Source organism: Catenovulum sediminis, assembly GCF_007289895.1.
In the GTDB taxonomy this organism is placed as follows: Bacteria; Pseudomonadota; Gammaproteobacteria; order Enterobacterales; family Alteromonadaceae; genus Catenovulum; species Catenovulum sediminis.
In genome coordinates this window covers 3,027,200-3,043,679 of record NZ_CP041660.1, presented here as the reverse complement: position 1 = coordinate 3,043,679, position 16,480 = coordinate 3,027,200, and the positions used below count along the sequence as shown (strand labels likewise).

The window sequence follows — 16,480 nt, the reverse complement described above, 5'->3', positions numbered from 1 at the left end:
CAGAGCTTTTTCAGTTAGCTTTTGGCAAGTGCATCCTTGCCAATATAGTCGAACATGATATTTGCAGCCTCATGTAAAAAGACATCATATTCGTTGATATCTTCTGGAATATCGTCAACCGATTCGACAGGCTCTTTACCCATGCGCTTGAGTCGCTCATTTGCCCTTTTCAAACGCTCTGCTTTCGCTTCATCACGCTTTTCAATTCGTATCGCTTCATTTAACGATTCAAACTTCTTATCTTTGTTTTCTTGGTACTCAGCTATATCTTCAAAAATATAGGCAAATTCAGGATTAGTTTTAATGCGCTCGATGTGATGTTGCTTAAGCTTCTCTACTTTACCCTGATCAATCAAATTCAACTGTTGATAATTTGCACTTGCAATTTTATCCCAAGGTAGTGCATTTTCCTCTTTAGCTTCACCCCATTCACTCGGCTCGATAGGGGAAGGGAAAGCAATATCCGGTATCACCCCTCGATGCTGAGTTGAACCACCGTTTATGCGGTAAAACTTTGCAAAAGTATATTGGATATGGCCCAGCGGTTTGTCCAATAAATCAAATCGTTTTTTAAGCGATCTATGTTGTTGCACTGTCCCTTTACCAAAAGTTTGTTCGCCGACCACTAATCCTCTGCCATAATCTTGTATTGCGGCAGAAAAAATTTCTGAAGCGGATGCGCTATACCTGTCTACCATCACGATAAGTGGACCATCGTAAAAGACTCGAGGATCTCGGTCTTGCTGTACATCAACACGATTGCCCACACTTCTCACTTGGACAACTGGGCCTTTTTCAATAAATAAACCTGTCAAGTTGATGGACTCCGGTAATGAGCCACCGCCATTGCCACGCAAATCAATAACGATGCCTTCTACATCCTTTTCTTGTAATTCACCCAAGTGTTTAACCACATCGCGCGTGACTCCAGAGTAGAAACTCGGAATTTCAATAACGCCTAACTTGCGGCCTTTGTAATCACCCTCTTCCGGTACAAACACTTTGACATCTGCCGCACGATCTTCCAGCTTAATCTTATCCCGAACCAAAGAAACGATCACCGGTTGGTTGTCTGCTGTATCACCTTTTAATAGCTGCAATCTAACTTGTGTGCCTTTAGGACCTTTAATCAGATCGACCACATCATCTAATCGCCATCCAATAATGTCTACAAACTCATCTTTACCTTGGGCAACCCCAACTATCTTGTCTTCAGGTTTAATTTGTTGTGATTTATCAGCCGGACCACCCGGTACCAAACTTTTAATGACTGTATAATCGTCTTCTGCAAACAACACAGCCCCGATCCCTTCTAGCGAAAGGTTCATTTCCATTTCGAAACGATCCGCTCTGCGAGGAGACAAATAACTGGTATGCGCTTCGATACTGCGAGCAAAGGCGTTCATCACAGCCTGAAAAACGTCTTCACTTTGAGATTGAGCGAGCCTTTTGATCGCCGTCTTATATCTTTTGCTGAGCAGTTCTTGAATTTTTGGCCATTCTTTCCCTGCTAGTTTGAGATTTAACGCATCATATTTAACACGTTGATGCCAGTATACTTTGAGCTCTTCCAATGAACCTGCCCAAGATTTATCTTCGCGATCATAGTAATAAAATTCGTCTTTATCGAACTTCATCTCTTTATCTAATAATGACAAAGCGTATTCATACATTTCTTTACGGCGACGCAAATTTAACTCGTACATATCGTAAACGAAATCAAGTTTGCCGCGATAAAAGGCCTCGTCAAATTTATTTTGATGCGCTGCTAATGCGTCGATATCGGCCTGTAAGAAAAACTGTTTGTTGTAATCCAATTGATCGATATAACGTTTAAATACTTTTTTCGAAAAAGTATCGTCCATTTCAAAACGCTTATAGTGTTCACGTGTAAATAGCTGATAAATGCGCTTACTCGCCATAGCATGTTGGCTTTCCTGCTCTAAAACAGGCAACTCAATAGCTTCGCTATTTGAATCACTATTAGTCGTTACCGCATATAAATTACAATTAAACGCGACAACAGATGCCAGCAGCATGCTGCGAATCGGCATTTTCATACACATTACTCCAAATTATACTTCTACGCTGCATTACTCAAAACAGATTAATCTTCAAACAATCACAGAAAATACTTATAGTTTAAACCAAATTTTTCTTTTCTGTTTTAATTGTCATGCCTGTCATCGTTTCGACAACAACATCATCACCATTAATTTCTCTGAGTGTACACTTAACTGGAGAGTTCCCTAAAGACACGTGCAAAGACATACCAACAGTCAAAGGCCCACTGATAGGTTGTACTTTTGGTTTCGGTTTATCTTGTGCTTGACGAACCACTTTACCTTTCGACGTATTGCTTTGCTCTTTTTTACTACTGAACTTTCGTTTTTGAAATGGTTTTTTATTGGCATTCGGGTTATTTGCTTTTTGCTGTTTTCGTCGTTCAGCAACCCGCTGTTTACTCTCCAATAACTGTTTTTGCGCATGTTCGGCATGTTCAGCTTCGATAGTACTGTCCGCTTCGCCCTGCAAGTTGACTCTGGAACTGCCTACTTTAACGCTTTCCAAATAACGCCAGCTCGAAGTATATTTTCGCAGTGCGGCCCTTAAGCTTGTACGCGAAACTTTATCGTCTTCATCCAGCGCTTGCGCCAAATCCTGAAATATCCCTATTTTAAGGGGCTTAGCTTCGCCTTTAACACTAAAACACGCTGGAAATCGTTCCGCTAAATAGGCAATAACCTGTTGCGTGTCTTTAATTTTGTTTGGCTGCTCTTGCTCTGCCGGTTTCATTGTTTCCATCTGGTTTTCACTTTTTACCGCTTGATTTGGTTGGGTTGTTTGTTGCATTAAATATTCACCATGGTTATGGCTTAGTCTGAACAGCTAAATACTCTTCAACCCAAGTCACAATTTCACTTTCATCTTCAAATTCTGTTAAATACTCATCGGCTGCAAGGGCTTGCCACACATTCGCCAATTGAGTTGTTAATTTTTCTGTATCAATATCTTCATCAGCATTTTGATACAAGCAGTGGATAACTTGATTATAGTTATCTGCTGCCAGTTCACTTTCTAAATGCCAATCTGATAGGTCATCAGGCTGCACTAAAAATTCATGTACCGAAACTAATTCTTTCACCTGTACGTATTACTCTCAATTTCTGCTATATACTGCTATTTTCGCCATCATACACTTAATTTTATCTAAGTTTAACGGTTTAGATGTTTTTTGTGACTACCAAGCCATCACACTTTTGACAAATGGTATTGTGAGCTTTCGTTTTTCTGCTAAAGATTGTGTATCCAATATCTCTAAGCAGCGCATTATACTCGCATTATCCTGCTGGCTTCTCATTACAATGAAGTTTGCCAGCTCTTCGGTCATTGGCATTCCCCTTGATTGACTTCGCATAATTAACATCTCTTTACGCTGCGCTTCGTCTAGAGGTTTCACTAACCATTTTTGCCCCCAATTTAATCGGGAAACTAAGTCCGGTAAAGTAAATGGAATGTCATCTGCTGGCAAACTGCCGCTAAAAACGATTTTATGACCTTGCTCTAGCGTCCTGTTAATTAGATCAAAAATACTGGTTTGCCATTCGTCATCTGCAGCAATTTCCTGAATGTCATCAATCAACAGTAAATGGTTCATTTCTAACCCATGCGTAAATGCTACCGGCATCGCAATTAACTGACTGCAGGGTAAATATTGTGCATTTTGCTTGTTCAAATCAGCATAGTGACACGTTGCTTGCAGCAAATGCGTTTTCCCGCTGCCTTTTGGCCCATGTATATACATAAGCTGCTGGCTGTGGACGTTGACGTTAGCTGTTACAAATTCTTGCAGATTTGCGAGCAACATTTCGTTACCTTGTTGGTAGAAATAATCAAAGCTCGCTTCTAGTTCATGCGTAAAATTAATTGTTAGCTGTTGTTTCAATGAAACTTCCCTTTCCATTGATACAAATTTTCAACCATTTTATTTTCTTGCCCAAATATCGGTTTCACTTTTTCAACTCGACTGTCTAACGACAGTGCATCTAGTACATCTAAGGCTTCTCCCAGCAAATTTAACTGGAAAGTTACACCTGATTCGTTAATTTGTAGTATTAATACGTTATCGACTGCGGATATTGTAGTTAAAAATCCTTGAATGGCTACTGCTTGTGCTGCGTTTTCGATATTTTCTATCGTGATGTTTAAACTACTGGCCGTGTAACCTTGTGCTTTTATCGAATATCGGTGAGCTAACTGGTCAGCTACCCAATTAACCATTTCGGGCCAGACCAACTCTAAATCATCACGGATAAAGGTGTGTGTAGATAATTTCTTATCCTCTAAAACGCTCACTTGTGCCATCCAGCCTTCTGCTAATACGGACTCTTCATTTGTTTGTGTAAATATTCTTGCCATCACGATGGCTTCTGCATTATATCGCTCACTCGCTGATTTAACAGTGTTGGCAAAGCGCCCCCAGACATCGGTAATACTAATTTGCATCCGGTCATCAAAGTCCATCAACGGAAATATATAGGGTACTCCGCGCAGTTTTGCATGATGAGCAATTATTTGGGTATACTGCTGCTTTTCCTCTGAAATAATATACCGTTTATTTTCTTCTTCAATTGCCAGCCACCATAGGGTTTGCGGACGACGCGTCCCCCAAATGGTTAAACCTTTGTCTTTTAACAAGCCGTTAATGAGTTTTTCGTTAAAGCGAGCTTCTAAGTATAACTGACCATTTTGCTGTAAAAATCGATATTGACTTAGATATTCAGTCGGCTCATTTATCACCCTTGCAAGCTCTGGTAATTCAACAACCCCCTGATTGCCACTGACCCGAACCAATACTTGTTTAATTGCAGATTTATACGCCACTTTTCTGTCTTGATAACTTTGCCCTTTTACTTCTACCACACCTAAGTATAGTCCTTCGACTTCAACAGAAAATACGGGAGCACTCGCTAATATCACTAAAATAAATATGCAGAACTTATTTATCATCATTAACCATGTTTATTATTCGTTCCAACACCGTGACATCCATATACACTTCGCACACGGTAAATTTAAGCTGCAAGTATACTCATAGATTAACGAAATAAAAACGATCAACTTTCCATAACTGTCGTTCTAGCATATAATAGCCGCCGTTTTAATTGTTCTTTTACATAACAGGGTAAGATATGCATCCAATGCTGACAATCGCCGTGCGCGCAGCGCGCAAGGCTGGTCACGTTATCGCACGTGGCTTTTCTGAATTAGACCGAGTAACAATAGAAAATAAAAGTGACAATGATTATGTCACAAATATAGACAGAGAAGCTGAATCAGCTATCATTTCGACGGTTCGCCAATCTTATCCTGAACATAGCTTTATCGGCGAAGAAGGTGGTCATCAAGCCGGTAAAGAAAGCGATTATGTGTGGGTAATAGACCCACTAGATGGCACCACCAATTTTGCACGAGGCATCCCCCACTTTGCAGTTTCAATTGCACTTCGAGTCAAAGGCAGAACTGAAGTTGCTGTTGTTTATGATCCAATTCGTGATGAGTTATTCAGCGCAGTGCGTGGCTCCGGCGCGCAATTAAACGGATACCGAATCCGTGTTGCCAACAAAAAAGAGCTAACCGGCACCTTGTTAGCAACGGGTTTCCCTTTCAAACAAAAACATCACTTTGATGCTTACCTACAAACTTTCAGTACGTTATTTAAAAGTGCAGGCGATATCCGCAGAGCGGGTGCCGCGGCATTAGATTTAGCTTATGTTGCTGCAGGGCGAATCGATATGTTTTGGGAATTTGGATTGAAACCTTGGGATACCGCAGCGGGCGATTTATTAGTTCGTGAAGCAGGTGGCATGGTAACCGATTTAACAGGTGGCCATGGTTACTTCGATTCTGGTAATATTGTAGCAGCAAACCCGAAACTGCAAGGCATAGTACTAAAAGAAATACAGCCATTTATTACACCTGAATTGAAAAAATAATAAACACCTCGATTCATTGCCGGTATTTTAATGCCGGCTTCTGCGCCCCCACCGATAATGTATTAATTTCGTAAAATCTGTTGTACAGTAATTCAATCTGAGTTTCTCAAAAACTGTTATCACCTTATGTATTTATCCAGCACTAGAAGTCGTTTTTTAACATTCTTAGTAATTGTAATTTTCCATTTACCCGTCCATGCCAGTGAATTGGCTGACCAGCTCATTAAAAAATATGAATCTTCGGTTTTTCAAGTCCAACTCATAGAAAGGCAAAGCAATAAAAAGTCAGCAATTGGTTCAGGCTTTTTAATAGAAGAAAATAAAGTTATCACTAATTATCATGTGGTTTCCTCTTATATCAACAGCCCAGCGCAATACAGCATTGAGCTTCTCAGTAGTTCTGATGAAATTATTAAAGCCAGCCTACTTAATTTTGATGTAGTAAATGATTTGGCAGTGTTGTCACTGCCCAAAACCACAGCACCGAAGTTAAAATTAGCCGCACAAACACCGCAACAAGGTGCTGAAATATATTCAATCGGCAATCCCCATGATTACGGAATGATAGTCGTCCCTGGCACCTATAATGGTGTTACCGCACACAGTTTTTATCAACGCATTCATTTTACGGGTTCGATAAACCCTGGAATGTCAGGTGGTCCTGTTTTAGACAAGCAAGGCAATATTGTGGGTGTAAATGTCGCGACAGCAGGCAATCAAATCGGTTTTCTAGTGCCTTTGTGGCATTTAGATGCGCTATTAAAAAAGCCGATTCTGCCATTTGACAAATATAATTATCAAGATGAAATCGAACGTCAATTAACTGCCAGCCAAGACCGTTTATTTGCAGATTTATTGCAACGTGATTGGCAAACTACCATACTCGGCCAATCCTTGGTGCTTGCAGAAATAGCCCCTTATCTACCATGCTGGGGTCAGTCAAATGCTGAACAGGATAAAGCGATGTTCGCAGTAAGTGAAATTAACTGTATTAGTAAAGAGCAATTGTTTATCAGCAATGGCATGAGAACTGGCAATATCGAAGTTCAATTTAGTTGGATTGAAAAAGAGCAACTCAATGATTTTCAATTTAGCCACTTACTGACACAGTCTTTTTCACGCGCAGGTCCGGGAAATAGCGCAAACAAAAAAAATGTTACCAACTTTCATTGTTATCAAGACTTTAGTAAAGACCTAAGTGCACATATTCACAAATCTACCTTTTGTGTCAGAAACTACAAAAAGTATCCGAGTTTATATGATGCTTTGTATATATCTGTCTCTGCTAACAACACCTCAGGCGCGGCGCTGATGAGTCACTTTACATTAGCAGGCGTCAGCCAACAAAACGCGACTGCATTTCTTAACAAGTTTATGGAGTCTGTGACATGGAACTAATCATCCAACAATTAAATAGCAGTGGAAAGGTGATAGCGCAGCACAAAATTAGTAAACAAAAAATAACATTAGGACGCGCTTATTCAAATGATATTATTATAGATGATCCGCATATTTGCCCTCACCATGCGCAATTAGAGATTGAAGATAACGGGCAAATCTGTCTTGTCGATTGCAACTCAATCAATGGCATTTTCAACCAAAATAAAAAACCACTAGCAGCTGTTACAAATTTAAATAGTGGCGATTCTATTTATCTTGCAAAACTTAAATTTAGAATACTTAGAGTAGATCACCCTGTAGCAGATACCGTCGCGTTAACGCAATCAGAAAAAACAGCTGAATTTATCTCTAAAAAATCCGTTGTCTTATTGTTAAGTGTCTTAATACTTGGTTTATTTATATTAGGAGAATTTTTAAAGTCGCTCACCGAGTTTAGTGCAAAATCTTTATACACACCTATCATTAGTTTTATTATTGTACTCCTCATGTGGCCTCTATTCTGGAGTTTACTATCACGCTTTTTTAAACACGAAGTTAGATTTTGGGCACACCTATCCTGTTTGCTGATAAGTTTACTCGTATTTAAGCTTATCCTTTTTGTTGGCACTATTGTCAGTTATAACTTTGGAACTCAAACAGCTTTGATCTTCCAAGCAACCCTTTCTTACCTAGTGACATTTATTTGTCTTAAATTTAGTTTGTATTTATTTAATCAGCGTAAAAATAAACGTCAGGTAAAACTTAGTTTTATTTTTACAAGCGCTATTTTTGCCCTGCTCACAATTGGCGTTTATGTCAAAAAAGCAGAATTTAGTGCGCTGCCAAAATACTCTGGTTTAATTCTGCCACCTGTACTTTTATGGCATCAAGGGATAGAAAAAGACGATTATATCAAAAGTGCACAACAAGTGTTTCAAGATGCACAACAAGAAAGTGTGAAAGAAACAGACAAGTCAACCGAGCATGGCGACGCACTAGAGGAAGCATTACAGGATGAAACAGTCTCTTCTCAATAACCGATTTGTGAAAGCGTTACAGCAAGCCGATAACAGTTCCGAGTTAACCATTCGGACAATTGTGCTTGCGATAATAATGACCATCATTCTAACAGCAGCTAACGCTTATGTTGGTCTACTGGTTGGTTTAACCGTATCCGCTTCAATTCCGGCTGCAGCACTCAGTATGGCAATTTTAAGCTGGTTCAAAAATAGCAACATCCGACAAAATAATATGGTGCAAACCAGCGCTTCTGCTGGTGAAGCGTTGGCAGCTGGGGTGATATTTACCGTACCCGCCTTGCTCATCATGCAAGCATGGCAATCGTATCACTTTGGTTTTATCATGTTGCTTGCCCTGAGTGGTGGCATTTTAGGTGTGATCTTTACGATCCCATTGCGCAGTGCGTTGGTAATTGAACACAAGCTTCCGTATCCCGAAGGTGTTGCAACAGCGCAAATCCTGCAAGCAGGTCATACAAAATCTGATTTAAACCATGATAGATATACAAGTCTGGGGGTCCGTCACTTATTACAAGCAACCGGCGTCAGTGCACTGTTTAAACTCATGTCTGGCGGTTTTGGGATGTTGGCAAGTTCATTTTCAGCTACCAAAACATTTTTTGGCGGCACCTTATTGTCACACGTCAGCATTCAATTTAGCCCAGCTTTATTGGGAGTCGGTTACATTTTGGGCTTAAACATAGCTATTTTAGTTTTTATCGGTGGTGTCATTGGTACATTAGCAGGTATCCCGCTCAATTGGTTATTACGCGCAGAGAGCATTGCTCAAAAAATAGAACTTTCGTCATTAAATTTAAATCAACTCAGCCCCTTCGAGTTAATAGAACTTGCCAACGCTATTTGGCAAGAAAACCGCCGTATTGGGGTTGGTGCAATATTAATTGGTGGTATCTGGTCGATAGTCCAGATTGCCAAACCCGTATACGTGAGTATCAGAACGAATTTAGTGTCTTTTCGAACGCTCCACAATAGCCAAAAAAACTTACTGAAAGCCGATGGTGACTTGCCCTTTGCAATATGCTTATGGTTTATCCCACTATTGTTAATAGCACCAGCTTTAATGATGGCACCACTCTTTGGTAGTGGTTTTTGGGCGATAGGGATGACATTGCTATTTAGTGTATTGCTATTAATATTTGCATTTGTATTTTCAAGTGTAGCCGGTTATATGGCGGGTGTCGTTGGCAGTTCAAACAACCCAATTTCCGGCGTGACTATACTCACGGTATTAATTTCATCGGTCATACTATTTAACCTCACAGTTGACAATACAGCGTTTTTACAGGTAGGCCCGATAATAGTGATGTTTCTAGCGGCGGTTACTTGCTCTGCAGCTGCTATTGCCGGTGACAATATGCAAGATTTAAAATGCGGTAAAATGGTTGGTTCAACGCCTTGGAAACAACAAATTTACCAATTATTAGGGGTTGCTATTGCAGCTTGTATCTTGCCTTTTATTCTTAACCTCTTAGATGCAAGTTACGGTATTGGCAGACCAACAGGCGATGCACAAAACGGCTACTTACCGGCGCCACAAGCTGGTTTAATGGCTGAACTTGCGCACGGAATCTTCCAGCAATCAATCAATTGGAGCTTTATATGGATTGGCGCAGCAATCGCTGCTGTTTGCATATTATTAGAAGTGCTATTTAAGAGGTTAAATATTAATTTCAAGCTAAACGTCTTGGCAATTGCGATTGGGATCTACTTACCATTTTCGCTTTCCTGCACCTTACTCATTGGTGGATTGTTAAACTATTGGATCCAACAAAAAACCAAGCACAAAAATGACAAAAATTACCAACAAACCGGCACTTTACTCGCATCGGGCTTGGTAACAGGTGAAGCTTTAATGGGCGTGGTACTGGCAATGGTTGTTGCATTTGTGATGCCGTTAGCCTCCCCTATCAAATATGCAGAATGGACGGGGTTATGTGCTTTTTCACTGGTTCTTTTTTATATCTACAAAAGAACCAGAAGATAAAGCGCACCTTAAAATTGATAAGCCAATGATAAGTCAAGAATTAAAGCTTGAGCATTAATTAAATCACTGGTTTCACTGCCAATTCTAAATTTAAAATTCGGGTGTTTGATACTGAATAACAATGCTTCTGTACCAGACTGATAACCGGTTTCCAGTCGCCAATTAGCAAGCTGGTAACCCACCCCGATACTGGGAAAATAACTATCATTTGCTGCATATAACTCCGCCCAAACCGGGATCCCCCACACTCCGCTGACTCTCGCATTAAGCTGTGTAGAGACAGATAACTTATGTTTACCATCTGGGTAACGACCACGAAAGCTTGGATTGATACTAAATGTGCCGTCTGCGTTAAATACTTCAGTTCTAGTATCTAGCTGCCCCTGTGTACGGCCTAACTTATCAAACTTAAACTGATTAACGAGATCATAAACCTGTAATTGTAAAGCCCAATCTTCAGCGAAATGATAGTTTACGAGCATATCTACGCTATAGCCATATCCATCTTCAGTCCAATCGCCATGGCAGCCAGCTTTAGGTGGATCAGTTTTAGGGCAATTTTTGCGATCGAGTATCGCATCTTGATAGTAGGTGTAATCCAGTGTCCCCGTGACCTCAAATGTATCATCTGCTTGGTTGGCCAAGAACACCCCATCCAACTCGCCATCTTCCATGTATTGAACATCCCAATAATGACCAACAAAGCGTACTGACAATTTATCCCTTTCAAACTGATATCCAAAACCGACTCCATTGGCGCGAATATGCTTCGCTTTAAAATATAAAACATATTCATCTTTATCAACAGGACGTTCGGCTCGGTCTAAAAAGAACAATTGTGCAGCATCAGGGGTAAAGTCAATTCGATAATCATAGCGAGTCGCCACTTCAAAAAAGAAGTTATCTCTTTCAAATGTCAAATTCGCTCGATTATGCGTTAAAGCATGACGGCCTTCTTCTGGTGCTGTAGAAAAAGTGGTTTGCCGACCAATTTTGGCGACCGGAATAACACCACCGAAAGTTTGAATGACTGGCATGACCTCACTATAGCTAAATGATGTCCCAGTTAAACTTAACTTATATTCACTTTCGTCTTGGCTATTTGTTTGTGCGAAAACAGCTGGGCTAAGGGTAAATAACGCCAGCCTAAGCATTTTACTTTTTATCATTATTAATGGATTCTCAATCATAAAAAAAGGGGCTACACAAAGCCCCCTTTATAACATCCTAATTTAGGATTTCGATATATGGTTAGTAAAGAGTTTCAAAATAATCTGTCTCTGTGTAGTAAACCAATACAAGACCATCGTCTGTTCTTTCAAATGTGGCTAATAATTTATCATCGTCTTCTGTATCTCGAATAACAGCGACAATAACAGGGTCTTTTTCACCAGAATCAGGATCTTGATAAATACCTTCTTCGTCATAGGTAATCACCAACCCATTACCATTGTGAATATGAACCACTGTGTCTTCTTCTGAATCAAAATCTAGCACCAAATTACTATTGGAATCTTCCAGTTCAACTGTAACATCCGCTCGCTTTTGCTCTGTTCGATTCGTTATCACTGTGATGCGTCCTTGACTTTCCATTGTCGGATTCGCCAAGAAAGATAAACTAGCAGTAACATTCAACCAATTATTTTCATCTTCAAAATCGGTCTCAATATCTAAGTCATCGATATCGTCGATATCATGGATAATAACTGGGCCTGGGGCTTTATAGTTTGCCGCGTTAGCAATAGACAAGCCAAATGACGCTTTAAAACTCAGGTCTGTATTAACCTGAAAATCACCATTTGCAGTCACATTACTTGGTAGGTACATATCCATCATCGTCGAGTCACCATCCTCATCAATGATTTCAAGTGGCTGACCTTTAACAATCACTAACCCCAATTTACCATTAAAGGATACAGAGTCATCTAACTCTCCGGCTATCGCGTCTTGAGTTAATTCAACATCTAACGCGAAATCAATATCTAACACCTCATGTTGAGGCTCAAATCGGTGCCCAGCACCGGCAATAGTCACGTTAACAGAACCATCGTGAATAGTAATGACTGTTGCCCCAGCATCTAACTCGCCATCAATAGTTGCCAACAATGTTTTTTCAACCAAAGGTGTGGTTGAATCCTGGTCTTCTGTTGGTGGTAAGGTAACAACCGCATTGAGCATCAAAGTGATGCCATCTTGCTCTAAGTCTAAGATAAAGCTGGCTTCCCTATCATCTAACTCGTTAAGCTCGATGCGACCAGTAAAGGTATCGTCATACAGCGCAATATCTGCTGTTTCAAAAATGCGTAAGTCAGTTTCACCTTCGTCAATATCTACTAATATTTCATCTAATAAACTCAGTACATCACCAATCATGTCAAGGTCAGTGACCTCATCTCTGAATACTGGAGCGGCTGCTTCGATAGTTTCGAATAAATCTTCTGTATCTTCAACCAACTGCCGAGGTCCAGTAAATTTATCTGGGAATAAATACGCCCCCCAAGTACGGATATCCTCAACCATTAACCGAGCTTGATTAGTTGGGTCATTAGCCGCAATATTAACGGATACGACTGCATTTTCAGTGTAACCATTGCTTGTTGTCACTTGGTAAGAAAAAGAATCGCTGCCGACACTATCACCAATTATGCTGTACTCTACAACACCTTCAACCGATAAAGTCACCTGCGCTTTTTCAGTATCCAAACTAGTTACCGGATTATCACCATCTAGCAAAGTTACACTGATATCAGTATCTTTGAACTTATCATTGCTCAACAGATTAAGCGTTTGGTCAACATACTGCAAAGTATCAATTGAGTCATTTACCGCATCCTGAACAGCTGTCACAGTATAATCAAACGTACCAGTTTCAACCTCGCCAGTACCTTTTAATGTAACTGAATAGGTTAATGAATCTGCACCGTTAAAGTCCGCGTTTGGCTGATAAGTTATTTTATTATCACTGGTTACCGTTGCTGTACCATTGGCGGGTGCGGTGGAGATGACGATAGAATCAATGCTATCTGCATTGTGAGAGCCGATTGCACTGGTATCACTGTCATCTTCATCAATCGTTATTTGAGCATCTAAAGTATCTCGCTGAGGCGTTACAGTAATAACAATGTTGCCTGTTTTAGTTTGTTCCAAGGCAGTGACTGTATAGGTCAGTTGCTCTGTTCCGTTAAAGTCAGCATTTGGAGTATATTTAATTTCACCATTTTCGATAACCGCAGTCCCATTTGCCGCTGCAGAAACAGCTGAAAGTGTTATGGTTTGGCTATCATCACCTTCTACTCGAAGTGTGTCATTTGCTCGTGGATCAAAAGTAACAGTGCCGTCTTCATTAACAGTTTTTGAATCAACAAATAATTTACCAACTAAAAACGGACCTGTTGGCTCGTCATCTATATCATCAGGCGTCAGTTCTTCACCCGAACGATCTTCGCCAGATTCAATGGCAGCATCAATATCAACCGTTGTTTCTGTTACAAACCCGGTAACAGCTTCCCCCAACTCAGTATTATTTTGGAAGGTTGAATCTACACTTTGAGTTTGTTCAGCAATCTGCGCCGTTTTCTGCTCATCTGTTAAAGTTGTGTCATTATTAATGACTCTTTCAATCTTTTCTTTAATTTTTGTCTGTAAATTAGAATTCAGGTTTTGAACTTCATTTACGGTATCTTCAAGAGTTATTACCAAACTCGTATCTTGTGACGCGGTTGCTTTAATTGTACCTTTATTGTCTGCTATGTCGCTCGCAGACGAATTTAAAAAGCCGCTTAAATCGTTCGATTTAATCGCTTTGGATGCAATCGCAGCAGAAACAGCAGCAGCCTGAAACGCTTCTGCACCTACATTTTCAATATCACTTTGGTTGGTGATATCAACCACTGGGATTTCAGAAACATCCACGCCGCTGCCAAGTTTAAAAATCTCAGCTACTTTTCGGTTGGCAGCGTCGACTGCATTACTTGCATCAACATCTCCACTGGTATTATCTGCCAGTGTTTTTTCCATTAAAGCTGCTGCGATATTGGTTAGCGGCGTGACATTGGTTTTAACCACCGCTTTGTCCTGATTAGACTGACGAATTGCTTTCGTTACAGCGGACAATTTAAAATTACCGCTCAGTGACAGTTCATCACCAAATTCAATCCCAGCACCACAACCATCAATCACGTCACAAATCATTTGGGTGGCGGTGGAAGGTGTAATTTCAATTTTAATTGCACCCTGGTAATCTTCCATAATTTCTGCCGAGTATTGACCTTTTTCATCCGTTAAAATTTCAAGCGGATTAGTTGTTAGTTTAGCACCCAACTGCCCTGTAGATTCGACTCGGTATAAAGTCACTAAACCAGATTTGATGATCCCCTTGGCGGCAACCCCACTGACCTCTGCAGATGCCACTGGAGTCGGCGTTGGAGTCGGCGTTGGAGTCGGTGTCGGTGTCGGTGTCGGGGTCGGGGTCGGTGTCGGTGTCGGTGTCGGGGTCGGACGATCCGACCCTCCGAAACAGGCAGTCAAAGAGCCAGTAGCCAAACAAAGCAAAAGTACTCGTGAAAGCTGACGTGGATTTTTCATTGTTATTTTCCTAATTAACTGAATATTTTGCAGATTCCGAAACAAGCTCAATCTCCGAATCCAGCAACTCGATTATAATAATTTTACTTTAACAAGTTTGCATTTGGATTAAAGATTCGTGTCAAAACCAAGCTATTTCACTTTACCTTAATGTAGCAGTTATCGAGCCAGCCTCAAGCAGTTTTTTTAAAAAAATCCAACTTATTCTCACAATTAAACAAACTTAACGACATATATTTCATATTTTTTTCACAATTACATTTACTATATCGCCTTCATGTTTATTGCCTTCTTCCCTAGGAATCACAATTAAACAATCAGAATGTGCTAGTGCAGATAAGGCACCTGAACTTTGCATCCCAGCTGAACATACCGCAGAAATACAATTACCTTGATAAAGCAAAATACCACGCTGATAATCCTGCCGACCAGCGCGCTTTTTTAATGTGCCTTTTAACGGTAATTGTAAATATTTATCCTCATGTAATTCTAAGCCGGCCAATTTACTTAAGCCTTTTAATGCCAGTTGTTCAAATGTAACGGCTGCAGAAACAGGATTACCCGGTAAACCAAAAAAATAAGATTGCTCAATTCGACCAAATGAGAAGGGTTTGCCGGGTTTCATCGCCAGCTTCCAAAATCCTACAGTACCTAACTCCTGCAGCACCTGCCCTGTGTAATCAGCATCTCCCACCGAAACGCCACCAGAAGTAACAATAGCATCACAGGTTTGAGCAAGATGTAAAATGGCCTGGCGAATCTGATTTGGATCATCTGCAACAATGCCAAGATCCTCAACATCAAAATGATGCGATTGCAAAAAGGCTAACAGCATTGGACGGTTACTATCGTAAATTTGTCCTGTATCTAGTTCACTACCTGCGGGTTTGAGCTCATCACCTGTTGTTAAAATACCAACTTTTATTTTTTTATACGCCTGAACTTCAGATATACCTAAAGTGGCTAACAACCCAATATCTGTTGCACTAAGTTTTTTATTTGCCTTCAGTACAGTGTCACCAATTGCTATATCTTCACCCGCAAACCGAATATTGGCTCGTTTTTCTACAGGTTGTCGCAATTTTATTGAACCATCTTGCAGTATCTCAATATTTTCTTGCATCACGACCCGATCACATGTTTCTGGTACAACAGCACCTGTCATGATTCTTGCACATTGCCCTGATAAAATCTTTTTTACAGTTGGCTTTCCTGCATAAATTTGGTCAACGCAATGGTATACTTCAGCATCGGGAGAGGCTGCTGATAAAGCATAACCGTCCATTGCCGAATTGTTATGCGGTGGATTGTTCACTTGGGACACAATATCACTGGCCAGAACACGGTTAATAGCTAGATTTAAAGGAACTTTTTCTGTAATAGAAGTTTTTTTGATTTGCTGAAACATCAGAGTCAAAGCCTGCTCGACCGAAATCAAATTGTTGTTGTCGCAATTCACGGGGACACACTCCTTGCATGTAGATAAAGGCAATAGT

The 16,480-nt window shown here is 40.4% G+C and carries 12 protein-coding genes; 4 read left to right on the top strand and 8 right to left on the bottom strand.

Annotated features, from left to right (window positions below):
- Positions 1 to 14: 14 nt before the first annotated feature.
- The 5 genes from prc to FNT16_RS12840 form a co-directional block, all read right to left on the bottom strand.
- Complete coding sequence (prc, locus tag FNT16_RS12860; RefSeq protein WP_143871962.1) at positions 15 to 2,066, bottom strand: carboxy terminal-processing peptidase; 2,052 nt, start codon at positions 2,064 to 2,066, stop codon at positions 15 to 17.
- Positions 2,067 to 2,142: 76 nt separating this feature from the next.
- Positions 2,143 to 2,853 carry an RNA chaperone ProQ gene (gene proQ, locus FNT16_RS12855; RefSeq protein WP_246072223.1) on the bottom strand — a complete coding sequence of 237 codons (711 nt, stop codon included), beginning with the start codon at positions 2,851 to 2,853 and terminating at the stop codon, positions 2,143 to 2,145.
- Positions 2,854 to 2,869: 16 nt separating this feature from the next.
- The gene (locus tag FNT16_RS12850; protein WP_143871961.1) at positions 2,870 to 3,145 is read right to left on the bottom strand and encodes a hypothetical protein; all 276 of its coding nucleotides are present in this window, start codon (positions 3,143 to 3,145) and stop codon (positions 2,870 to 2,872) included.
- A 96-nt stretch (positions 3,146 to 3,241) separates the two neighbouring features.
- Entirely contained in the window at positions 3,242 to 3,946 is a 705-nt protein-coding gene (gene hda, locus FNT16_RS12845; RefSeq protein ID WP_143871960.1) for a DnaA regulatory inactivator Hda, read from the bottom strand.
- The gene (locus tag FNT16_RS12840; protein ID WP_143871959.1) at positions 3,943 to 5,013 is read right to left on the bottom strand and encodes a DUF2066 domain-containing protein; all 1,071 of its coding nucleotides are present in this window, start codon (positions 5,011 to 5,013) and stop codon (positions 3,943 to 3,945) included. Before FNT16_RS12840 ends, hda begins: the two co-directional genes overlap by 4 nt.
- A gap of 179 nt (positions 5,014 to 5,192) precedes the next feature.
- Here FNT16_RS12840 and suhB point away from each other — a divergent pair, with 179 nt between their 5' ends.
- From suhB to FNT16_RS12820, 4 genes are all read left to right on the top strand, one after another.
- Complete coding sequence (suhB, locus tag FNT16_RS12835) at positions 5,193 to 5,996, top strand: inositol-1-monophosphatase (protein ID WP_143871958.1); 804 nt, start codon at positions 5,193 to 5,195, stop codon at positions 5,994 to 5,996.
- Positions 5,997 to 6,122: 126 nt separating this feature from the next.
- On the top strand, positions 6,123 to 7,394 hold the full coding sequence (locus tag FNT16_RS12830) for a S1 family peptidase (RefSeq protein ID WP_143871957.1): 1,272 nt from the start codon (positions 6,123 to 6,125) through the stop codon (positions 7,392 to 7,394).
- Entirely contained in the window at positions 7,385 to 8,413 is a 1,029-nt protein-coding gene (locus FNT16_RS12825) for an FHA domain-containing protein (protein WP_143871956.1), read from the top strand. Before FNT16_RS12830 ends, FNT16_RS12825 begins: the two co-directional genes overlap by 10 nt.
- Positions 8,391 to 10,400, top strand: a complete 2,010-nt coding sequence (locus FNT16_RS12820; RefSeq protein WP_143871955.1) for an OPT family oligopeptide transporter — start codon at positions 8,391 to 8,393, stop codon at positions 10,398 to 10,400. Before FNT16_RS12825 ends, FNT16_RS12820 begins: the two co-directional genes overlap by 23 nt.
- Before the next feature lie 8 nt (positions 10,401 to 10,408).
- Here the strand turns inward: FNT16_RS12820 and FNT16_RS12815 are convergent, their stop codons facing one another.
- From FNT16_RS12815 to moeA, 3 genes are all read right to left on the bottom strand, one after another.
- Positions 10,409 to 11,569, bottom strand: coding sequence for a hypothetical protein (locus FNT16_RS12815; protein ID WP_143871954.1), 1,161 nt, complete (start codon positions 11,567 to 11,569; stop codon positions 10,409 to 10,411).
- A gap of 82 nt (positions 11,570 to 11,651) precedes the next feature.
- A complete protein-coding gene (locus FNT16_RS20380) occupies positions 11,652 to 14,984 on the bottom strand; it encodes an Ig-like domain-containing protein (protein WP_185976593.1) in 3,333 nt (1,110 codons plus the stop codon).
- 238 nt (positions 14,985 to 15,222) lie between these two features.
- Positions 15,223 to 16,443 carry a molybdopterin molybdotransferase MoeA gene (gene moeA, locus FNT16_RS12805; protein ID WP_185976592.1) on the bottom strand — a complete coding sequence of 407 codons (1,221 nt, stop codon included), beginning with the start codon at positions 16,441 to 16,443 and terminating at the stop codon, positions 15,223 to 15,225.
- Between the last annotated feature and the right edge of the window lie 37 nt (positions 16,444 to 16,480).

What these genes read in the sequence shown, in the direction of transcription:
- prc (WP_143871962.1), bottom strand. Translation starts at nt 2,066, where the DNA reads ATGTGTATGAAAATGCCGATTCGCAGCATGCTGCTGGCATCTGTTGTC.
- FNT16_RS12820 (WP_143871955.1), top strand. Translation starts at nt 8,391, where the DNA reads ATGAAACAGTCTCTTCTCAATAACCGATTTGTGAAAGCGTTACAGCAA.
- suhB (WP_143871958.1), top strand. Translation starts at nt 5,193, where the DNA reads ATGCATCCAATGCTGACAATCGCCGTGCGCGCAGCGCGCAAGGCTGGT.
- FNT16_RS12825 (WP_143871956.1), top strand. Translation starts at nt 7,385, where the DNA reads ATGGAACTAATCATCCAACAATTAAATAGCAGTGGAAAGGTGATAGCG.
- proQ (WP_246072223.1), bottom strand. Translation starts at nt 2,853, where the DNA reads ATGCAACAAACAACCCAACCAAATCAAGCGGTAAAAAGTGAAAACCAG.
- FNT16_RS12830 (WP_143871957.1), top strand. Translation starts at nt 6,123, where the DNA reads ATGTATTTATCCAGCACTAGAAGTCGTTTTTTAACATTCTTAGTAATT.
- FNT16_RS12840 (WP_143871959.1), bottom strand. Translation starts at nt 5,013, where the DNA reads ATGATGATAAATAAGTTCTGCATATTTATTTTAGTGATATTAGCGAGT.
- FNT16_RS20380 (WP_185976593.1), bottom strand. Translation starts at nt 14,984, where the DNA reads ATGAAAAATCCACGTCAGCTTTCACGAGTACTTTTGCTTTGTTTGGCT.
- FNT16_RS12815 (WP_143871954.1), bottom strand. Translation starts at nt 11,569, where the DNA reads ATGATAAAAAGTAAAATGCTTAGGCTGGCGTTATTTACCCTTAGCCCA.